The sequence below is a fragment of the Thalassoglobus sp. genome (assembly GCF_048270125.1).
Classification (GTDB): Bacteria; Planctomycetota; Planctomycetia; order Planctomycetales; family Planctomycetaceae; genus Thalassoglobus.
This window is the reverse complement of sequence record NZ_JBLWTN010000004.1, coordinates 232,370-252,707: the sequence shown is the minus strand read 5'-3', so window position 1 is coordinate 252,707 and position 20,338 is coordinate 232,370. Positions and strand designations below refer to the sequence as shown.

15 protein-coding genes are annotated in these 20,338 nt (G+C 50.4%); 7 read left to right on the top strand and 8 right to left on the bottom strand.

What is annotated here, in order from left to right; all coding sequences use genetic code 11:
- Positions 1–127 precede the first annotated feature (127 nt).
- The 3 genes from mtnA to ACN0YR_RS07175 form a co-directional block, all read right to left on the bottom strand.
- Positions 128–1,186 (bottom strand): S-methyl-5-thioribose-1-phosphate isomerase, encoded by a 1,059-nt coding sequence (mtnA, locus tag ACN0YR_RS07185; protein ID WP_417848514.1) that lies wholly within the window; start codon positions 1,184–1,186, stop codon positions 128–130.
- A gap of 312 nt (positions 1,187–1,498) precedes the next feature.
- Positions 1,499–2,719 carry an FAD-binding oxidoreductase gene (locus tag ACN0YR_RS07180; protein ID WP_417848513.1) on the bottom strand — a complete coding sequence of 407 codons (1,221 nt, stop codon included), beginning with the start codon at positions 2,717–2,719 and terminating at the stop codon, positions 1,499–1,501.
- A gap of 15 nt (positions 2,720–2,734) precedes the next feature.
- Positions 2,735–2,971, bottom strand: a complete 237-nt coding sequence (locus ACN0YR_RS07175; protein ID WP_417848512.1) for a hypothetical protein — start codon at positions 2,969–2,971, stop codon at positions 2,735–2,737.
- Between the two features lie 151 nt (positions 2,972–3,122).
- On the opposite strand from ACN0YR_RS07175, the gene thyX reads away from it, so the two are divergent.
- From thyX to ACN0YR_RS07160, 3 genes are all read left to right on the top strand, one after another.
- Positions 3,123–4,034 carry an FAD-dependent thymidylate synthase gene (thyX, locus tag ACN0YR_RS07170; protein ID WP_417848511.1) on the top strand — a complete coding sequence of 304 codons (912 nt, stop codon included), beginning with the start codon at positions 3,123–3,125 and terminating at the stop codon, positions 4,032–4,034.
- Positions 4,035–4,189: 155 nt separating this feature from the next.
- Complete coding sequence (locus ACN0YR_RS07165) at positions 4,190–5,443, top strand: hypothetical protein (RefSeq protein WP_417848510.1); 1,254 nt, start codon at positions 4,190–4,192, stop codon at positions 5,441–5,443.
- Between the two features lie 244 nt (positions 5,444–5,687).
- Positions 5,688–7,241, top strand: coding sequence for an FG-GAP repeat domain-containing protein (locus tag ACN0YR_RS07160; RefSeq protein ID WP_417848509.1), 1,554 nt, complete (start codon positions 5,688–5,690; stop codon positions 7,239–7,241).
- Positions 7,242–7,298: 57 nt separating this feature from the next.
- On the opposite strand, the gene ACN0YR_RS07155 is transcribed toward ACN0YR_RS07160, so the two are convergent.
- The gene (locus ACN0YR_RS07155) at positions 7,299–8,057 is read right to left on the bottom strand and encodes a hypothetical protein (RefSeq protein WP_417848508.1); all 759 of its coding nucleotides are present in this window, start codon (positions 8,055–8,057) and stop codon (positions 7,299–7,301) included.
- Positions 8,058–8,405: 348 nt separating this feature from the next.
- On the opposite strand from ACN0YR_RS07155, the gene ACN0YR_RS07150 reads away from it, so the two are divergent.
- Positions 8,406–8,861, top strand: a complete 456-nt coding sequence (locus ACN0YR_RS07150) for a hypothetical protein (protein ID WP_417848507.1) — start codon at positions 8,406–8,408, stop codon at positions 8,859–8,861.
- Here ACN0YR_RS07150 and ACN0YR_RS07145 read toward each other — a convergent pair.
- The 4 genes from ACN0YR_RS07145 to pgsA form a co-directional block, all read right to left on the bottom strand.
- Positions 8,845–11,475: a hypothetical protein gene (locus ACN0YR_RS07145; protein WP_417848506.1), complete on the bottom strand. Its 2,631-nt coding sequence runs from the start codon at positions 11,473–11,475 to the stop codon at positions 8,845–8,847. The two genes, ACN0YR_RS07150 and ACN0YR_RS07145, sit on opposite strands and share 17 nt — an antisense overlap.
- A gap of 326 nt (positions 11,476–11,801) precedes the next feature.
- Positions 11,802–13,577: a chloride channel protein gene (locus tag ACN0YR_RS07140; RefSeq protein WP_417848637.1), complete on the bottom strand. Its 1,776-nt coding sequence runs from the start codon at positions 13,575–13,577 to the stop codon at positions 11,802–11,804.
- A gap of 544 nt (positions 13,578–14,121) precedes the next feature.
- On the bottom strand, positions 14,122–15,264 hold the full coding sequence (locus ACN0YR_RS07135; RefSeq protein WP_417848505.1) for a CPBP family intramembrane glutamic endopeptidase: 1,143 nt from the start codon (positions 15,262–15,264) through the stop codon (positions 14,122–14,124).
- Between the two features lie 12 nt (positions 15,265–15,276).
- Entirely contained in the window at positions 15,277–15,975 is a 699-nt protein-coding gene (gene pgsA / locus ACN0YR_RS07130) for a CDP-diacylglycerol--glycerol-3-phosphate 3-phosphatidyltransferase (protein WP_417848504.1), read from the bottom strand.
- A gap of 435 nt (positions 15,976–16,410) precedes the next feature.
- On the opposite strand from pgsA, the gene ACN0YR_RS07125 reads away from it, so the two are divergent.
- The 3 genes from ACN0YR_RS07125 to ACN0YR_RS07115 are packed head-to-tail and all read left to right on the top strand — an operon-like array spanning position 16,411 to position 20,220.
- Positions 16,411–17,565 carry a sialidase family protein gene (locus tag ACN0YR_RS07125; protein ID WP_417848503.1) on the top strand — a complete coding sequence of 385 codons (1,155 nt, stop codon included), beginning with the start codon at positions 16,411–16,413 and terminating at the stop codon, positions 17,563–17,565.
- Positions 17,562–18,827: a glycosyltransferase family 4 protein gene (locus tag ACN0YR_RS07120; protein WP_417848502.1), complete on the top strand. Its 1,266-nt coding sequence runs from the start codon at positions 17,562–17,564 to the stop codon at positions 18,825–18,827. Before ACN0YR_RS07125 ends, ACN0YR_RS07120 begins: the two co-directional genes overlap by 4 nt.
- Positions 18,820–20,220, top strand: coding sequence for a lipopolysaccharide biosynthesis protein (locus ACN0YR_RS07115; protein ID WP_417848501.1), 1,401 nt, complete (start codon positions 18,820–18,822; stop codon positions 20,218–20,220). The genes ACN0YR_RS07120 and ACN0YR_RS07115 overlap by 8 nt, the downstream gene beginning before the upstream one ends.
- Positions 20,221–20,338 lie beyond the last annotated feature (118 nt).

The following is a 20,338-nucleotide window of genomic DNA, read 5'->3' as shown; positions in this document are numbered from 1 at the left end:
CCCCACGGTGACTCACCCCCGGGAGCTATCGCAGTTTACTCTACCGTGTGCCCATGAAGAACGCATTTCGCTAGTAAAAATACTGTTCGCCACGAGGCAGAACCTGCAAACCAATTCGAAAGATCCTCTAGCTTTCCAGCATCGCTCTGACGTTCTCTTTCGTGACTGGGCGAATGATCCCCTTTTCAGTGATAATCGCGTCGATTAGCTCGGCAGGGGCGACGTCAAATGCAGGATTGTAGACATTCGTGTCTACTGGAGCGGTCTGCTTTCCCATCCCAGCTGTAATTTCTTCAGCGAGCCTTTCCTCAATAGGAATTAGCTCACCATTTTCCAGCGAGAGATCAAAGGTGCTCGAAGGAGCGGCGACGTAAAATGGAATGCCATGAGCCTTCGCGAGAACTGCGACAGAATACGTCCCGATTTTGTTGCATGCATCTCCATTGGCTGCGATGCGGTCAGCTCCAGTAATAACTGCCTGCACCCGTTTTTCTTTCATGACCTGACCTGCCATGGAATCACAAATGAGCGTGACGGGAACGCCTCGCTGCTGCAGTTCCCATGTCGTGAGCCGGGCTCCCTGAAGGAGTGGCCGTGTTTCATCGGCATAGACTTGAATCTCTTTTCCTTGCGCCGCTGCAGCGAACATCACTGCGAGAGCCGTTCCATCTCCTGCGGTTGCTAAGCCACCGGCATTGCAGTGCGTCAGGATTCCAGTTCCTGATTCAATCAGCTTCGCACCGTGTCGACCAATGGCTGCGCACATTTCACGATCTTCATCCTCGATTGCAACCGCTTCGGAGAGGAGACGAGCGTGCATCTCTTTTGGTTCAAGCTCTTGGTTCTCAGCAGCGACCCGCTTCATGCGATCAAGCGCCCAAAATAAATTGACCGCAGTTGGACGACTGCCAGCAAGGTAGGTCGCCACTTCCTCCAAGCGCGCATCAAAATCTTTGCGATCAGCGTCCTTTGCCAATGTTTGCAGACCAATGACAACTCCATACGCAGCTGAACAACCAATAGCAGGGGCGCCACGAACACGGAGCATTTTGATTGCTTCCCAAATCTCTTCAACGGTCCGGCAATCAATCTCTTTGAATTCCACTGGCAGTAAAGTTTGGTCGATCATCGTCAACCAGCCATGAGAGTCGCCATTCCAGCGCATTGTACGAGGGTGTTCAGACATTGGGGATGTTCCTGTTTGTGTTTGTGTGTTGTTTGAATTCAATTATTTTTGAAGGATCAGCACAAGATTTGATGTCCCGGTAACGCATGACTTGAGTGGAGTTGAATGAACTCACAGAGCAGTTCACTTCCGTGTCCCTGTGTTGAACACATTACACCAGTAAAATTGGTATTTACCACACGCCAGAACGCGAAGAACAATTTTGGATTTGCACGAGAACACTTTCGTGTTTTCTGTCTCTGAGAAGGTTCTTTTCAAGTGACGAATCACTCATTTCTTCGAGACAGACCCCATATCTCTTTCAAAATTTCTCTAAGTGATAAATCGATTTGGGCTCATGAGTTTTCCTGGATCAAGAGTCTCTTTGACCCGGGACATTAGCTCCCATGCGGAATTTTTGCGGCCGTATAAATCGATTTTGTCTGCCCATTCACCGTCAGAACTCAGCACCGTTAAAGCACCTTGATGCGATTCGGCGAAGTTTCGAAGTGGAAGCAGGATTTCATTTGCGATCTGCGGAGTTGTGCATCGATCCGGAAGATGTCCGTAGACGACACCGTTCCCGGCATGTGCCTGCGCAGCGACATTTGCATCGGTCGCCAGTTTGAGAAATTCAGCGCACAGAGATTTCGGCAAGCTGGCTCGGAAGGTCACCGGATCATCGGAGGCCGTTTGGAACTCGCGCAACGCATCGTGAAATTGCTCATGTGAATCGTCTTGAATTGTGACGACATCCACTGGTCGATACTGCTTGAGTTCTTCGATAACCGTGGTGGTTTGCCAGTTTGTCTCAGCTGCGGTTCCTTCGTACTCTATCCACAGTAAGGTTTTCCCATCCGGCAACTTCAGGTTCGCTTCGCCGTCCAACTGCCAGGCAGCCTTCGTGTTAAGCAGGTCGAGAACACAGGGGCGCGTGGCTGACTTATTCATCGCGACGAGGACAGCATCCAGATCAAACTCCGGTTCGAAGGAGGCGATGACAATCACTCGCGTCTCAAAAATCGGTCGAAGCTTCAAAGTGACTTCAGTAATCGTTGCCAGCGTTCCCATCGAGCCGATCAATAATTTGCCGAGATCATAGCCAGCGACATTTTTGACGACCTTCCCGCCCGCAGAGAATAACCGTCCTTGTCCATCCACCGCAGAAATTCCGATGACATAGTCTCGAAATGTTCCGTAACCGAATCGCGAAGGTCCGCTCGTATTCGAAGCAATCGCTCCTCCTAGAGAGGCGCGACTTGCCTGCGGGATATCGATAGGAAGCCGCTGTTTCTCCTTGGCGAGCTCTTCCTGCAACGTCTCGAATCGGATTCCCGCCTCCACGGTGATCGTCATATCGCGAGAGGGGTATTCGATAATTTGATTTAGTTCCCCAGTTTCCAGAAGAACCGTCTCGCCCGAGACCTGCCCGGCAGAATGCAGAGAAGTGCGTCCCCCGACTGGCATGAAGGAGGATTTTTGTTCCTGAAAATTCTCTGACACAATCCGACTGAGTTCACTGACTGTCGTCGGGGTCCATTCAGTTGTTGGCACGAAACTTGTTCTTTCTCAATAAAATTGGGTCGCAAAAATCGGGCCGCAGCTGCTCATTGGCGGTCCTCGAAGTGTTCGCTCTCCCCCAAAACCTTCAAATTGCGACCGAAAGACTCTTTCTGGGGCAGGGACAATCCCGCTGTATTCCTCATCACCACCGACCGGATGCACATATGAAATCGTTTCTCTGGAGACAGAATGACCAGCCTGCGGATAGAGTTCAAGGCATTCTGAGGCAAGATTTCGAAACATCCTGATTCCCTGACGGCATCGATTGAACTCAGAGTCTCAGCCGCTCATAATGGGCCGATTCCATATTTGATTGGTCTTAAGGCTTATGTTCAGGAAGAGCTGAGCCAGCAATCTCAATTCGAATTTACATCTAAGAGTTCTCAGGAAGTCCATGTCTTCAAACGCGAGTGAAATTGAACGGTTACGCTGGGAGAAATTCCCGGTTTTGAATGATGGTTTCGTCTGTCTGGTCGACTGTATGGGCGACGATGGTTCGATCGTTCAGGCCGCTCGAGTCAGCTACGGAGCAGGCACGAAAAAGGTCTCTGATGACAGGACATTAATTCGCTACCTGCTGCGGCATCGCCATACAACTCCGTTTGAGATGGCGGAATTGAAAATCCTTGTCCGCGTTCCGATGGATTGCTGGAGACAATGGATCCGTCACCGAACTGCAAACGTAAACGAGTACAGCACACGCTACTCGGTCGCGATTGATTCTGCACAAACCACACCTCCTGAAGAATGGCGAACGCAAGCGACCATGAATCGTCAGGGGAGCGAAGGATTCCTCGATACGGCCCGCGGCGAAAGCCTGACCGCAGCTGAAGCGGAGTTTCAGGAAGCGACCCGTCGCATGTATCAGGAACGAATTGATGCTGGCGTTGCACGGGAGCAGGCTCGAAAAGATCTCCCGCTTTGCACATATACTGAAGCCTATTGGAAAATCGATCTGCACAACCTGTTGCACTTTCTGGCACTGCGCATGGACTCGCACGCACAGTTGGAAATTCGCCAATATGCAACTGCCATCGGCGAAAATATCGTCAAGCCACTCTTTCCAATTGCCTGGGAAGCTTTTCAAGACTACCGCCGAAACGCGATGTTCCTGACGAGACTGGATGTCGAAGTCATTCAGCGAATGCACCAATACGCGGCTGAAAACGAAATTTGTCCACCGTTCGACGAGACTGTGTTCCTGGAATCTCAAGACTCAACCTGGAAAGAGCTCACAAGATCACGTGAACGTGATGAATGTCGCTCCAAGTTGATCCGCATGGGAATCATGCAGGAACAGGAATAGACTGAACTGAGAACATCTCTGCGTTTCAAAATTCATGGAACGCTCAGTCGTTCGAGGTCGAGTTCCCCCATCAAGCGAGACTCACAACCATGGCTGCACCGTTCGTTGTTGCATGTTCGCATTGTTCTTCAAAGTTGAAATTGAAGGACAAGTCGATGGTCGGCAAGAAGGTTCGTTGCCCGAAATGCAGCGAGCCTTTTGTCATAAAACTTGCGAAGTCTCCCCAGGCAGCCCCGGTCGATGACGATTGGGGTGACGACTATGGCGATTCCGGTGACGAATTCGATGATGGATTTGATGACAATTTCGAACCGGCTCCACGGAAGAAAAAAGGGGGGACTTCAAACAAAGGGAGCAAAAAGAAAAAGAAGGGTCGAAAGAAAGGAAAATCGGGCATTTCAGCAGGGGCAATCGCAGCCATCGTCGGCGGAGGAGTGCTGTTTCTCACTGTCTTGAGTCTCGGGGTTTACTTTTTGCTGCCTCTTCTTCAGGGCTTGGGCGGTTCAGCAAATCGTATGGCCTGGTTACCGAATGACACACAAACATACGTCGAGATTCGCGTCGCCGATGTCTGGAAGTCTGGGGTAATGAAACCGCTTAGAACCAGCGAAGCGGGCCAGCAGATCAAAGCACAACTCAAAGAACGTGGTGAGTTCGAGATCGAGGACATCGAAAAAATTGTGGTCGGAATTTCTGCCAATCGCCAAAAACAGATGATGGTGATCTATGCAACAAAACCGATTGACCCCAACAATCTCGGGGAAGGAGTGACCTCTTCGTCATATGCGGGCAAAACAATTTTTGAAATTCCTAACGACACAACCGCAGGATTTCTACTTAACAGCACAACAATCGTGGCAGGTCCCAAGGAGATGCTGCACGCCGCAATTGACCGCAACGGAGAATGTACAGCAGCCGAGAAGTTCTCATTTCTCCCCGCTCGAGGAGATGTCATTTTCGGTTCGATCTCTCCCGGAGCGACTCTCTCACAATCGCCGGCGGGGATGATGACACGGGGCGCATTTGACCCATCCGAACTCGAATCGGTCTCTGGGACTATCAAATTCTCCAACGACTTAGACTTGGATGTTGCTCTCAATTTCCTGCAACCAGAGACAGCTCAAACGGCTCTCACCACTGCACAAGACGCACTGGCAAAATCAAAAGAGAATTTAGAGAAGCAGCAGAAAGAGCTTGAAAGTGGCAACTTTGTTCTCACCCGGCAGCAGCGTTCGATGGGGATGAAAATGCAGGAAGTCATGAAGTCTGTTTCTCTGAGCGGATCTGGAAAGACGGTGAATTCAAAAGTTTCGATTCCGGGATCAATCATTGAAGATCTTTCCAGCATGTTCGGAGGTGGCAGTTCATTCATGCCTCCTATCGGTGGCGGAATTGGCAACCCATTTTAGGGCAGTTTCAATGCCTGTTCTCCCTGTGAAGAGCATTTCCAGAACTACATAGTTTGCCCGCCTCGCGGTGATCGGAAACTTCACAGGCGAAAAGCGTTCGACACGGGCAAGCGGTAGAGCAATCTGCACTAATTGCTCGGGATCACGGCTGGTCTGAATTTGAATCACGTCTCACAATCTGCTATTGAGTAGTCGATTCAGACTTTGACCATACGTATCGAAATTTTGGAAGCGGTGCAGTTCAATGCTGTCGAAGCAAATCATTCTGCTTTGCCTTTCTTCTTTGACAATCAGTTCCGGGTGTCGTTCTGAAGCGTTGATGACACCGAGTGATTCGGCAACTCAAAGCTCGAATCGATCAGTTCTCGACGACAAAGAATTGAAACAACAAATCGAACACTTTTGCGGTGCCTGTCACAAAACACCCCAGCCCTCCAGCTTTCCGAAGTCGGCTTGGTACGAAGAGGTCAAACGTGGTTACGATTTCTATTACACATCGACTCGAACGGACCTCACTCCGCCGCCACAAGCGGAAGTGACCGCTTATTATCGAGCACTCGCCCCTGAGACACTGTTCGAAGAAAAGACCCTGGAGGTCTCAATTCCGAGTTCATTCTCTTTTCGGAAAGAGACTCTGAGACCTTTCCAATCGGACTCAACAAAAGGGGATGCACCGGGCACTTCATTTCTGGAATGGTCCAAAGTTCAAGACCAAACGTTCCAGTTCAGCGACATGAAGCATGGGCTCTTCAGCCGACTTGCTCTCGATGGCCGTCAGATCGCCCCCAACTCTGAGTCTGCCATCAGTCCCGTGGCTGTTCGACGATGTGATCTGAACGGTAACCAGCAGGACGATTTGATCATTGCTGATCTCGGGAGCTTTCTTCCGGAGGACCATCACTTGGGGAAGGTTCTCTGGATTCCTGACTTCCGTTCGAAAGACTTGCAACCAGTCACGATTTTAGAGGGAGTCGGAAGGGTAGCAGATGTTCGCTCTGGGGACTTCAACAACGATGGAAAAGAAGATGTGATCGTGGCTGAGTTTGGATGGCACGTCACAGGTGGCATTCATCTGCTGACCAATCAAGAGATTGATAACGATTCCGGAACTTTTCAATTTCACCAAACATTGCTTGACGACCGGCCCGGAACGATTCATATCCCGACTGTGGATCTGGACAACGATGGGCGTCTCGATTTTGTCGCGCTCATCAGCCAGGAGTTTGAAGAAATTGTTGCCTTCCTAAACAGAGAAGACGGATTCGAAAAAGTCGTCCTGTATTCAGCACCTGACCCTTCATACGGTTCGAGCGGTATCGAACTGGTGGATCTCGACCAGGATGGCGATATGGATATCCTCTACACAAACGGAGACACCTTCGACTCCGCCCTTGCGAAACCGTATCACGGTGTGAGTTGGCTGGAAAACAGTGGGAATTTGAAATTTCAGGAACATCGTCTGGCTTTATTTCCGGGTGCCCATCGTGCGTTAGCTGACGATCTTGACGGTGACGGAGACCTCGACATCGTCGCTGTCTCTCTGCTGCCGCACAAGGTTCTTCAAAGCGGGCGGAACCAATCTTTCGATTCCGTGATCTGGCTTGAGCAGGTGGAACCGGGCCGATTTCAACGTTACACAATCGAATCGGGTGACCCGGTCTATTCATGCATGGAAATCGGCGACTTCGACTCCGATGGAAATGTCGACATCGCAGTCGGACATTTCGTTCCGTCGAAGAATTCCGAATCTGCAGCCCTCAGCATTTTCTGGAACGAGGGTATCAGGAATACCGAGTGATGTGATCTCGCATTCGAGGAATAACACAGCTGTCTGTCGGTAGGAATATACCGGCTGTTAACGATTTTGATGCTGATAGAATTTTTGAGATGGCGTGATCCCTGCGGGTGCGGAGACTGGTCCGATTGGTTTTGGAAGAGTCTCTTTCATCTGCTGCGGGAGGGTTTCCGTTACCGGTTTCTCAGCAACGGCGGCCTCAGACTTTGAGACTTGTGAAATCTCGGATTGCTTCGTGCTGATAGCCCCGATGAATGCAGAAACTGGTGGAAGCGATACCTCTTGGCTGGTCTTGGCCTGTTGACTGGAATTCGGTTGAGAAACAACTTTTGGAGTCTCAGTCGCGGCTGGTGATGCTGCTGGTTTTGCAGCTGGAACCGTTTCAATCGGCTTCATCGAAGTTTCATTGAGCGGTGGTAGTTTTCTTGCCCCGGCGGGCTCAGGTGGAATGACTGAACCTTCCTCAACTGAAGGAAATGCATCATCAGCTGGTGGAGCAGGAGCCAGTTCGGGTAGGGGCGGAACTTCTGAGGGTGGAACATCAGGGATTGTCGGTTCAACCGCAGGTCGGGTTGAGATCCGACTTTCCGGATAGATGACAGGGTGCTGATGGTATGGACTCTGAGTATTGCAATCCTGGCAAATTCGAGTCAAATCCAGACCGGGTCGATACCAGCGGTCGAGAGTCAGTTGTTTGTCGGCGATGCAGTCAATTCGATCTCCATAAATTTCAGAGACTTCGCAACACTGACAGCCACTGAGGGCCACGAGCACGAGAAGACCAGTCGCAAAGAGATGAGTTGTTCGTAAAGCAGCCATTTCAAACACCAATCCAGAATGTGATCGCGCCCGCGGTGGAAGTTGTCTGACATTCAAAAATATCTCGACCGCGCGACAGAATCGGACAAACAGACCTACGAGTTTGCTCGATGAGTCATGTTGTTACGATTTCATCGGTTCCAAGGCCTATGGAACTTTCTCCTTTGGATCATGTTGCAAGGCGAGATTACAAATATCCCTCGAATTCGTCGGCCAACAGCTGTTCCAGCCAATTCAATCGGCACATTCCGCCGATAAAATCCTTAATCTCAGTTGAAAAGTCGGTCAGAAGTCCTGACGTGTTCTAAATTTCACCATGGATGTTCCTTTCACCTGCTGGACGCAAGAATGGTCAAAAACGTCGACTCTCTGAAGTCTTACGAGATCAATACACAGACCTCTTTAATTCCCTCAACAGTTGAGAGAATCAAGGAAGCACGGGGCATTGCGTATTCGACATTCAGCGGTCGACCAATTTCACTGTGTCGCAGCTTAGAACGTCGCGGCGAACTTCGTGTGAAATTTGAAGAGCCGATCTACATTTCGACCGTCCAGCTTGAAGACGGATTCGCAAAATGTACACGTGATCAACCCATTGTCGGTGTCACCAAAGATATCTCACCACACGGTGTCGGCTTCTGTTACGACGAGAAAATTGAGACCGACTTCGTCATCGCGGAATTTGATCTCTTTGGGCGTGGCACAGAGCACTTGCTGATCGAAATTCGCTGGAATGAAAAGAATGCTCCCCACTCATACGTGGCAGGGGGATTGATTATTGGTGTTGCTACGGAAGTCCATTAACCTTTCTGGCAACCCATTCCGTCATGGCGATACAACAGAATATCGCAAGCACAATCCAATGGCTCCATAACGGAATTTCTTCCCGTAACAATGTGACGTCCTGAGTCCCTACGAAGAGTTCCGGGAGTTCAGCAACTTCATCCAGATAAAAGAAGCGGCCTCCCGAAGCTTCCGAAATCTCCATGAGAAGTTCTCGAAACGCACTCACGTCTGTCAGTTCTTCAGAAAGCTCCTCTCGAACGATCAACACTGTTTCTGGAGATTTCTTCGCCCATTCAATACCTGGTGTTTCCAAAGTCACAAGGTATTCCCCCGGAGCAAGATCACTTACGTCTGCTTCGTGCATAAATGGTTGATGCTCCACAGCCTTGAGATCAACACGCTTCCGGAAGTCGGTCCCATCGGTTGAACGTATGACTGCAACCGATTTGAGATTCGGATGCTGTGCGAGAAAGCGATCATTCCAACGCGCCTGAATCTTTGTCACTTCGCCTTCGTTAATGACACTTCGCGTAAGACCTAAGCGGACATGTTCCGTCGCGGCGGTCGCTTTAAATCCGACAGCCCAGCGAATCAACTGCCCCCAAAAACGATGGTGATACAAATCGCCCACTCGAAAACGCCATCGCCAGGTACTATCAACTCCGAGCCAAAGAACTTGTCCCGTCCCGACATAGTGTTGAACGACCAAAGCATTTTCACGCTCTAATTCCAGGCTCGGACGTTCTCCAGGATTCAACGCAGCGGCATAAACAGTCGCTGCCCCTTTCGCCTGACCAAGAATCCCCCAGGTATGCCCCGGAAGCTGACTCCAGATTTGCCGCGACTGATTCCAGTCGTCCCCTAACTGAAACATGGCCATCTGTTCCCCATCGGGAGTAATCGAAAAATGGAAGCCACGTTGAGCAGGAGGGAGCATTTGATTTTCTCCCTGTAAGTCGATCGTTCGCAAGTTCTCGACCGGCAGAAGAGAATTCACAATTGTGCCGCGATATGAAAGTGGGAAATCACGTTTTCCCGCAGTCATAACGAGTGTTCCTCCCTCATCCCGAACATACCGCTCCAGATTCCGCCAATGTGCCAGCGTGAGATGTCGCGGGGAGACGTCTCCGATAATGATGCAGTCGTAATTGGCGAATTGGGTGGCATCCCCCTCAACGGGTGGCAGTTGAGAAAGTTGCGAATCAAAGAATGGCGCATCAAGAATGCCAAGAAACGGCTGTTCGAAAAGTACCTCGTCTAAGGTGACTCGCTTGTCACGACTCAAGGCTGCTCGAAGATATCGAAACTCCCAACGCCCTTCACCTTCCAAAATCAGCACTCGTGCCGTCCCATCGACCACATTGATGGAGAACTCTCTGCTGTTGTTATCGTCTCGAAGTTCCCGGTCTTTGATCTCTGTCCGGACCCGAAACCGATGCCGTCCCAAGTCGAGATTATCCAGGTTAAAGGCGACTTCAGTTTCCGTTTTCTCCACAGTGAATATTTTTTTAAGCGGTTCTCGATCAGGCGAATCAATGTCCTCCAGAAAAACGGTGACTTCCTGATCCTCAAACCCAAACGCATGCACAATCGATTTCACGATGGAAGAATCGTCCTCAAAAACGGTCTCGGGGACATCTAGATGTGAGATTGCCAGATCGCGAGGTCGATACTCCGAACCGACTAACACGGTATGAACTGGGACTCCAATCCCGGAGAGTCGTTGCAGGAATTTCTTTTGATCGAGTTTCGAAGTGTCTCGCCCATCGGAGATCAACACCACACCCGCCAACGGAACTTCGGAATCGGACTGGATCGCGGTATTCACTGCCTGAGATAAATCTGACGTTCCCCGTTGAAGCTTGATCTCACTTCCAGCCAGAATGTCATCAAAAATCTGGCGCTCAACCCGAGTTTCATCGGTCGCAAAGATCGCCAACTCAGTTTGGGCATGCTCAGAGAGTTGATCGAGAACCGATTCTTTTGAAGCTGCCAAAACCTTGGCAGCAAGTTCCAATCGCGAATAATCTGCAACTGTTTCGACAGACGCTTCGATATCTTTTCGACGTGTCTGCGAACGTTGCTCTCGCCGTTGCGGGTTCGGCTCTTCCTCAGCGGAAACCCACTCCGGTTCCTCTTTGGCTTCTAATCGACGAATCCATTCATCGACGTCCCCCTTTGATCCCTTCTTGCCGAACATCCCAAGGGATTTTGCCCAGCGAAGTTTCTCAGACAGCACGGCATGCTGGTCTCTCGTCTCCATGCTGTCGGAAACGTCCAGTGCCACGACGACACGTCCAAGAGTTTCTTTGTCGTACGACCAGGTCCACACCGGTTCGAGGAGCGTGAGGAAAATGATTAAAATCAAGAACATCCGCAACGCGAGCAAACTTGTCCCCAAAGTGGGTGAAACCAGTTTGCGTTCATATTCATGCAACTTGGCAATCAGTACGATCGCCACAGCACAGGCCACACTGAGTGTCAGCCATCGAGACTGGGACTGCAACTGCTGAAAGACGAGCTTCCAGTCACCATACATGTTGCTCCCAACATACGAGACAAGCATCGCCATCAAAGAAGCGATGGCAATCAACACGATGCTCAGAAAGATGAAGGGCAACCAGCGATACAATGGTCATTCCACTTAGGGCATGTTGACGACTCTAAATCCGTCTCCGGAACTCTCTGACAAGGAATTTCTAAAACCAGTCCGAAAACCTCTGGAATCGCCGATTTTCTCAACGTTTGAGAGAACAGTTTCAACTTTTAGGATCAGTTCCAGAAGCAGTCTCACAGCCTATGGAATTGCGACATTTCTCTGTACCAGAGAAGGAACAACAAGTTTTGAGACCAGTTCTAAAACACTTTCGTGCTTCCTGTGCCCGTGTCGAACGCGAACACCGATTCGAAAAATGCGATTGATTGATGATGCAGTCAAATCGCTTCCCCCCCCTTGACTCACTCCTGTTCGTCCTGGGCTGCTTTTTTGAATTCCATCAACCGACGATTGTAGGCAGCGATAACCTCTTTGTGTCGAATCGTGCCCAATAACTTTCCATCGTCCTCCGCATCCACGACTGGAAGTTCATCAATCGCAATCGCGGTGAAACATCGCAAGGCAGTGTTTAAGTCGTCATCAGGCGTCACACTGACAACGCGGGAATTCATCACATCTCCCGCATTTGCCAAAGTCCACAAGGTTTCATCATAGAGATATGAGCGGACGTCGTCATTCGAAAAGATACCGACAAGCCGTCCGGATTCATTCACAACCGGGAAATAGTGTTGTCGTGTTGTTGCAATCGTATGCACAATTTCATTGAGCGACATCGCTTCCGGAATGAACACCAGTGATTTCCTCTCGTGATAGACATCACGAACATGTATCCCTTCGAGGATATCGATCAGGAAATCACCACGGTGTGCGGGCGATTCGAGTCGCGATGGAACCTGTTTGGAGTACAACTTCCATGGACTCCCCATCACAAAAGTCAGAGTCGAAACCCACATCGTCGGTAGCAGCAAGCCGTAGCCACCAGTCATTTCCGAGACCATGATGATCGTGGAGAACGGAGCGTGAGCACACCCGGCAAAGAAACCTGCCATCCCAACGATTGCAAACGCTTCGGGATGAGGAACCAGATCAGGCCAGATCTGGTGAAAAATTAAACCGACAGCTCCCCCCGTACAGCCACCAATCACCATCGAGGGTCCAAAGACGCCTCCTGAGCCACCTGAAGAAATCGTCAAGGATGTTGTCAAAATTTTCACGACTGCGATCGTGAACAAAAGTGGAATCCCCACTTCCGTTGCAGAGGTCAATGCTTGCTGAAGCGTGCCGTATCCTGTTGAGAGGACCGCCAGGGCTTGCCGTTCTTCACCCCAAAGCATGAAGAGTCCAACCCCCATAATCCCTGCCAATCCTGCACCGATCGCAGGTCGAAAGATCTTCGGGACAGGCAGCTTCGCAAAGAGGCTGTGAACTCCGTAGAAAACTTTGATGTATGCAATTCCCATCACCGCAACCACGACTGCCAGAACAGCATAAGGAAGGAGTTCCAGAGGTGAGCCAGCTGCGTAGTTCAAATCGTTTCCGAACAACGGCGTGTGATGCATCTCCGTGGGAAGCCACAACCCGTAGACGGAATAGCCGATAATTGAAGCAGTCGCTGCCGGGATAATGACTTCAGCTTCGAAGTCGCTTTCGCTGTAGAGAATCTCCGCAGCGAATAAGGCTCCTGCGAGAGGGGCACGAAAGACCGCTCCGACACCGGCTCCCATTCCGGCTGCCAACAGAATCCGGCGATCTCGCGAGGGCAACTTTAAGAGCTTGCCTAAATAGGCACCGAAGGAGGCTCCAATTTGAGCGATTGGACCTTCGCGTCCTCCTGATCCACCTGTTCCAATTGTGATTGCTGACGCAAACGTCTTGACGATCGGAATTCGGCCCCGGATTCTTCCACGCTTATTGTGATAGGCATCAATGGCGGCATCTGTTCCGTGTCCTTCAGCCTCTGGGGCAAAGGTGTACACGAGCCAGCCCGACAGCAATCCACCTATGGTCATCACCACAACGATGAGCCAAGGTGAGAACTGCCCTGTGTGTGAGTGATCAAAGATGAAGTGTTCGCCAACTGCTTCCGCAGGAGAATATCCCGCGAACATCACGAGAGAGTAGTGCAGAACAAATTGGCCTATCACCTGAAAGGCAATCCCCCCTAAGCCTGCAATCATCCCGACCAAGATCGATAAAAACGTCCACTTCCCTGAAGATTTCCAGTCAAGTGCGGTAAAGAGTCTCTCCAGATAAAGCACAACGTACACTTTCGGACACAATCCAGACACCAGTCAACGAGTAGGGGCTGATTGTTTGGAGATCGTGCAAGATGATCAAGGGAAAGACCACCAGAATGCCAAACATCTCAATATCGGTGATGTGTCACCAGCGATGTGAGTGTGACGTCAATTCTCAGATTGGCCTTCACGTTCAGCCTCGTTGCGAGCAGTCTACAATGCCTTGAAATTGGACTTCGCAAACAAAACAAGCATTGAAAGTGCTCTCATTTCTTGACCGCCTTTTCTGGCAATGCACTCTGGTCAATCCTCGCCGGGCTGTGCTCACTGGACCATGCTCACTGGACCATGCTCGCCGGTCATGCACTCGAAGTTCGTTTTGCAGGCTGAAAGTGTTCGCGATAATTCACAATCGCTGTGGTGGCTGAATCGTCCCCATCCACACGAAACCCGTTTCTCTTTAGAACGGCATGCCAAGGATGCCTCAAAGCGACAACAGCAATAGAATCTCAGCTCCGAGCATCACAATCGCCACAAGAACCGGAGTAAGATACGTTTGCGATTTCCTCTGTACTTCGATCCCAAGCGGAAGTTCAACTTCGTTTCCGGGTGCGACATACTCACCAGCGTCTGTCAGGTGTACGGTCCGCATTTGTGTGAGCCAGTACATGTACCAGGCACAATATGCCGCTGCGATCAGGAGAATCGCCCAATGTGTTGGCTCTTCGTCGACTTGGTCAGACTGAATCTGCAGCGTTGCCAGTGCATTGTTGAGGAAGTGAAAAAGCACGGGAGCCCAGAAACTCTTTGTCATCAAGTACGTCCAATGCAGAGCGATCCCCATCGGCACAATTGCCAGGACATGAGGAGGATACATATGGACCGATGCAAACAGGAGAGAGGTCAATCCGATCCCTGCAACAAGGCCCCAGCGTGCAACCAGTCCCCGTCCAATAATTCCACGAAACAGAAACTCTTCTCCGATTCCAGGTACGACCGCAATGAAAAACAGAGCTACAGGAAGCGACGCTGCACCAAACTGGCCCAGAATCGCATTCGCATCCATATCGTTAAGCATACGAAACAGGGGATAGGGAGCAGAGAATTCCAACCAAATCGGATTGAGCGCCGCCATCACCGCGCTTCCGACAATTGCAAGCGGAATGACCACACTCGTGACCATGATTGTTTGCCCGAATGACGGAAGATTGAGATTCAATCGCGAGATCGGTCGCGGAGCCAGGCGCAGCAAACCAAATGGAATCAACAAGAAGAGCGCAAAGAACGCCGGAGACGTAAAGACAAAGAGCTTCTTTGTCGGTGAAAGACTGTCTAACCAAGCCTCTAGATTGAAACCAATTTCTCCACCGTTTGCATTGGCTGTCAACAGGATCGCTGTGACCAGAACAACAATCATCGCTCCAAATTGCAGCGTAAAAAACAGGAAGATCCAGCCGAACGATTCTGGCAATCCGGGACCGGGAGCACGATACGGAGTTGCAGCAAACTCAGCCCCAGACGAAGAGTCCTCAGCTTCGTTTCCTTCGACAACAGGAGCATCAAAGGGGTTGAGATCTTCAGCGAATACCGGCGTGTCGATGAAATCATCTTGACTGTCACTCATCATTCGCCTGATTCTTCAATTTGAGTTTTCGGAGTTTTCAGTGCTCGATTCATTTAACCCATCTGGCTTTGGAGATTCAGCTTGCGCCTTCAACAATGTGAGTCCTCTCCAAGTGTACTCACCACCAGAATAGAGCGTGATTCCGACGGTCGCGTACAAAAACAGGTCCCGTATCTGGAGAAAACTTACCTTATTCTCACCCAACCAGTCGCCGAATTCGGGACTCAGAGAGAGAATCGCCAGAGGAATTGTGATTGATTGCACAATCATCTTGATTTTCCCGCTCCACTTCGCTGAAAAATCGACACCGTGCCCCTCCAAAACGGATCGCAACCCGGTGACGAACATTTCCCGTCCAATCACAATAAACGTCAACCACGCACAGACGCCACTTTCCGGATGCGGAATCAGAAAGATTAACGTTCCTCCAATGATGACCTTATCAACGAACGGGTCCATGATACGGCCAAGAACCGTCACCTGATTCCATTTTCTTGCGAAGTACCCATCAAGAAAATCGGTCGAAACCGCAAAGACAAAAATTGCCGTACATGTGATCCACCACTCGGTCATATCGAGCATCGCCAAAACGACAAACGCCAGGATCAACCGAGAGAAGGTGATCGCATTCGGAAGATTCCAGGAACTCACTTCGGGAGCTTTTTCTGGATTCGTCTTTGTTTCTGGATTTGCTACGTCTTCAGAGTTCGCCATTATTGCTGCACTATCAAATAGAGGACTCTCGAATTCCTCGAACAGGTGAGGATGATTAGATTCCATTCAGTTTAGAAATCGACATCGGAGAACGATAGGCAAAGTTCGCATCTCGATGCCACCATTTCTGAGAGAGGCATGCGATTAAGGATTATTGCTTTCACCTCAACGAGCCTTCGCCACCTTAGAAAAACTGTGCCCCAACTCGCGAGGCGCCCACGTTACTCGACGCGAATCTTAGCGTGCCCATAAGCGTGCCCAGAAATGAACAATGCGCCAGCCTTGCGAGTTCTCGTCAGTGGTGGAATTGGAAATCGGTCTCCGATAGGATAACAACATTTTTCCCAAGGCAGTTTGCTCTAACGTGTGCCCGTGTAGAATGCGTTTCACTTTAGCTCTAACAAATTCACACGACAAACATCTGGAAATTTCTCAATGCGAAACTTTCGACTTCCATTAACCATCTTCAGTCTCATCTTTTTCGTTTCTCCGTCTGTGATGGCTGACGACGAAAAGCCTTTTCTGAAACCACCCAAGGTCTTCACCCAGGAGATTGGCCCTGAGTACCAGAAAGAGACACGGAAATTTCAAGGAATCCCGAGTTTGGCTCGCAGCCCAAAAGGACGACTCTGGGCGGTCTGGTATGCCAGCCCGACCGGCGGAGAAGATCAGAACAATTATGTCGTAGCTGTGACGAGTGGAGATGATGGAAAAACGTGGAGCGAAAACTCTGTCATCATCGATCCAGACAAAACCGGTCCGGTGCGGGCTTATGATCCGGAAATCTGGCTCGATCCCGATGGACGACTCTGGTTGTTCTGGGCGCAAGCCATTGCACATGACGGAACCGTCGCTGGAGTCTGGGCCATCACAACTGGTACCCCAGACGTAGAAAACCCAAAGTGGTCGGCGCCTCGGCGGCTCACCGACGGTGTCATGATGTGCAAACCGACCGTTCTTTCCACCGGAGAATGGATTCTTCCAGCATCAACCTGGCGAAAAACCGACAACAGCGCTCGCGCTGTTGTTTCGACTGATCACGGAAAGTCGTGGGAAGTCCGCGGTGCCAGCCATGTCCCGCAGAAGATGCGAGCCTTCGATGAACACATGATCGTCGAGCGCAAAGACGGATCGCTGTGGATGTTGATCCGATCGAACACCGGCACGCTGCTGGAAAGCACCTCCACCGATCGAGGAAAAACATGGACGACCGCTAAACCAAGCCACATCGCACATCCGTCCGCCAGATTCTTTCTCCGTCGACTTGCTTCAGGTCACCTCTTGCTGGTGAAGCATCACGACACCACAAAGAGAAACAAACTCACCGCCCAAATTTCCAAAGATGACGGACTCACCTGGTCGCCCGGACTTCTTCTCGACGAAAGAAGCACGATCAGTTATCCCGATGGAGTCCAAGCTGAGGACGGGAGCATTTACATCATTTACGACCGAAATCGAACAACCGACCGACAAATTTTCATGGCGGTATTCACTGAAGACGACATCAAAAACGAGAAACCAGGCGACACGACTCGCCTACGTGTCTTGATCAATCAGGTCGCCAAGCCGGGTCAAGGTAGTTCCAATTGAACGAAAAACAGAAAGTCGGTGTTCTTTCACTCAGAGCGTTGCCGGTTGTGATCCCGAAGTTGAAAGGTCAGTTCGGCGGCTCTGAAACGAGCGCCTGGCTCACAGCGAAGGCACTGGCATCGTTGGAAAACCTGGACGTTTCGTTGCTCACACGGCATCATACACGTCAGCCTCGTCAACAAGTTGACGGCGTGGAGATCCTTTCGGATTGGCAGCTCATCGAGATTGCGCGAGAATCACTCGCGGGAGTCGCCGAGCTTCAACCCGAGTTCCCCTGGTTGAAAATCCGGAATTTTTCCCCTTCGCTATTTTGGAAGATTCCAGTGCTGGCAGCGGTCCGCCAATTTTTCCCAAACCGCTCCTACGAACTCCGAGAAAACCCCTTCATCCAGCAGTTTGATTTTGATGCAATCCTCCTTTTTGGTGCGAACCTGGTTTCTGCCAAGGCAATTTTGAGCCTCAAACATAAGAAGACAAAAACAATTCTCCTGATTCGTGCGAACGCCGAACTGAATGAGCGGTTTGCGAAAGAAGACGACTTCCAAAACGAATACGGCGAACGCTCTGAAGTTGTCCGGTACGCCATCTCAAACGCGTCGCAGATTGTTGTGCAAACCGAACACCAGCAACGGTTGCTGCTAGACCATTTTCATCGCAAGGCCACAGTCATCCCGAACCCTTTCGACTTGAAGAGTTGGGATCAACAATTATCAAATGTGGAGCAACCCAAACCGGTAGAAACTGAGAACTATGTTCTCTGGGTTGGAAGGCCGGACCGATTTCACAAAAGGCCGTTAGCTTTACTTGAGGTCGCTGCCAGATGTCCCGACATTCCATTTGTGATGGTCTTGAATCGTGGCGTGCAGGAGGTGCGAGAAGAAATTGAACTGATCAAAACACAGAATGTCACGATTCTTGATCAGGTTCCGTTTGCTAAAATGCCTCAACTTTACAAAAACGCAATCGCCTTCGCGTTTACCGGGTCGATTGAGCACGAAGGATTTCCGAATGTCTTACTGCAATCCGCTGCCACCTCAACGCCAATTGTCAGTCTCGACTTTCTCCCAGATTTAATACATCGTTCCGGAGGAGCAATTCTTTCGGGAACGACTGAAATGATGGCAGAGGACATTCGATCACTCTTATTGAATAAAGAAAAAGCCGAACAGTTGGGCAGGGCAGGGCGAGCGATGATTGAACAGCATATCGATATGCATCAGTACGCAGTTCTTCTGGAAGAATTGACAAGAGACAATGAGTGACGGAGACCAGGCACCGGGATCAGCGATCAAGCGTTTTCTACGCGACAAGCTCGCGGTGAACCGAGCAGTTGGGTACATGCTGATCACTCGTGGGTGGCAGTTTTTTTCGGCGCCTGTGACGATCTATCTCATCTACAAGTTTTTTGGCGAGGATCTCCAAGGCTACTACTATCTGTTTCAGAGTTTACTGGCCGCCCAAATCTTCTTTGAGTTGGGGCTGAATCATATTCTGTCGCTGCTGGCCAGCCACGAATGGTCACATTTGAAATTCAATGAAGCAGGAGAAGTGACCGGAGAACAACGAGCACTCGAACGACTCTCGACGATCTCGCGATTTGGTGATCGATGGTATCGACTCATGATCCTTCTGTTCCTGCCGGGACTGATTTTTGGTGGGTTGATAGTGATTCAAAATCCTGACCAACCGACATCCTTCTGGAAGTTCCCCTGGGTGGCCGCTGTCGTTCTCAATGCCGTCTCGCTCACTTATCAACCGCGTCTGGCAGTTCTTGAAGGATGCAATCAGGTGGCGACGGTGAATTTTGTGCGAATGTTCCAAGCCGTGATCGGGTCGCTTGTGGTGTGGGCAGCAATCCTCTCCGGGTGGGGAATCTGGACAGTCGCGGCGGCCAATTTTGTGCGGCTCAGCTGGGAAGTTTATCTTGTGAATGTCCGATACCGGACGATGTTTAAATCTCTCAAATCAAACTCCGAGACCGATCGATTTTCCTGGAAAGACGAAGCCTGGCCTCTCCAGTGGAGACTCGCGATCCAAAGTATTGGCGGGTACTTTTCCAGCTACTTCTTCATCCCGGTCATTGATCAATTTTACGGAAAGGCTGCCGCAGGGCGCATGGGTATGACTTGGTCGATTGTCTCTAATCTGCAAGCCGCAAGCTTATCATGGGTCCAAACGCGAATGCCGGAATTCGGGATGCTTGTCGCGAAACGGAAGATTGCTGAACTCGAACAGAAGATGCTCCGAATCGGTGCCATTTCCGTCAGCCTGTTTCTTTCCGCAGGTGGGGCATTTGTCGCCGGTGTCTGGTTGCTGACCTATTTCAATTCCGACGCAGCCAACCGATTCCTTGCACCGGGGCAAATTGGATTTCTTGTACTGGCAACACTCTTTCTGCAACTCTCCTGGGTGATGCACTCTTATGTTCGGCTGTTCAAGAAAGACCCTTTCCTGCTCCAGAATGTCATTTCCGCCAGTATCACCGGAGTCTCAGCAGTCTATTTCGGACGGCACTATGGCGTGACCGGAATTGTCGTCAGCTACTTTTTAATCAGTATCTGTTACACAATTCCTGTGAGCAGTTGGTTGTTACTGACACACCGTAAAACAATAAAGCCACACGACGACACTCACACTGAACACCATCCAGAGTGAGACGATCGCTGACGAAGGCACGCTGGGACGCTCTTCGCAAAGAACAAATCCCATGTGAGTCCCCGCAGGTTCCGCCTCGTGGAGAACAGCTCACTGACTGGAGGAATATGTTCTTCAC

Coding starts and splice junctions, on each gene's coding strand:
- mtnA (WP_417848514.1), bottom strand. CDS start 1,186: ATGTCTGAACACCCTCGTACAATGCGCTGGAATGGCGACTCTCATGGC.
- ACN0YR_RS07175 (WP_417848512.1), bottom strand. CDS start 2,971: ATGTTTCGAAATCTTGCCTCAGAATGCCTTGAACTCTATCCGCAGGCT.
- thyX (WP_417848511.1), top strand. CDS start 3,123: ATGTCTTCAAACGCGAGTGAAATTGAACGGTTACGCTGGGAGAAATTC.
- ACN0YR_RS07165 (WP_417848510.1), top strand. CDS start 4,190: ATGGTCGGCAAGAAGGTTCGTTGCCCGAAATGCAGCGAGCCTTTTGTC.
- ACN0YR_RS07160 (WP_417848509.1), top strand. CDS start 5,688: ATGCTGTCGAAGCAAATCATTCTGCTTTGCCTTTCTTCTTTGACAATC.
- ACN0YR_RS07155 (WP_417848508.1), bottom strand. CDS start 8,057: ATGGCTGCTTTACGAACAACTCATCTCTTTGCGACTGGTCTTCTCGTG.
- ACN0YR_RS07150 (WP_417848507.1), top strand. CDS start 8,406: ATGGTCAAAAACGTCGACTCTCTGAAGTCTTACGAGATCAATACACAG.
- ACN0YR_RS07140 (WP_417848637.1), bottom strand. CDS start 13,577: ATGATTGCAGGCTTAGGGGGGATTGCCTTTCAGGTGATAGGCCAATTT.
- ACN0YR_RS07135 (WP_417848505.1), bottom strand. CDS start 15,264: ATGATGAGTGACAGTCAAGATGATTTCATCGACACGCCGGTATTCGCT.
- pgsA (WP_417848504.1), bottom strand. CDS start 15,975: ATGGCGAACTCTGAAGACGTAGCAAATCCAGAAACAAAGACGAATCCA.
- ACN0YR_RS07125 (WP_417848503.1), top strand. CDS start 16,411: ATGCGAAACTTTCGACTTCCATTAACCATCTTCAGTCTCATCTTTTTC.
- ACN0YR_RS07115 (WP_417848501.1), top strand. CDS start 18,820: ATGAGTGACGGAGACCAGGCACCGGGATCAGCGATCAAGCGTTTTCTA.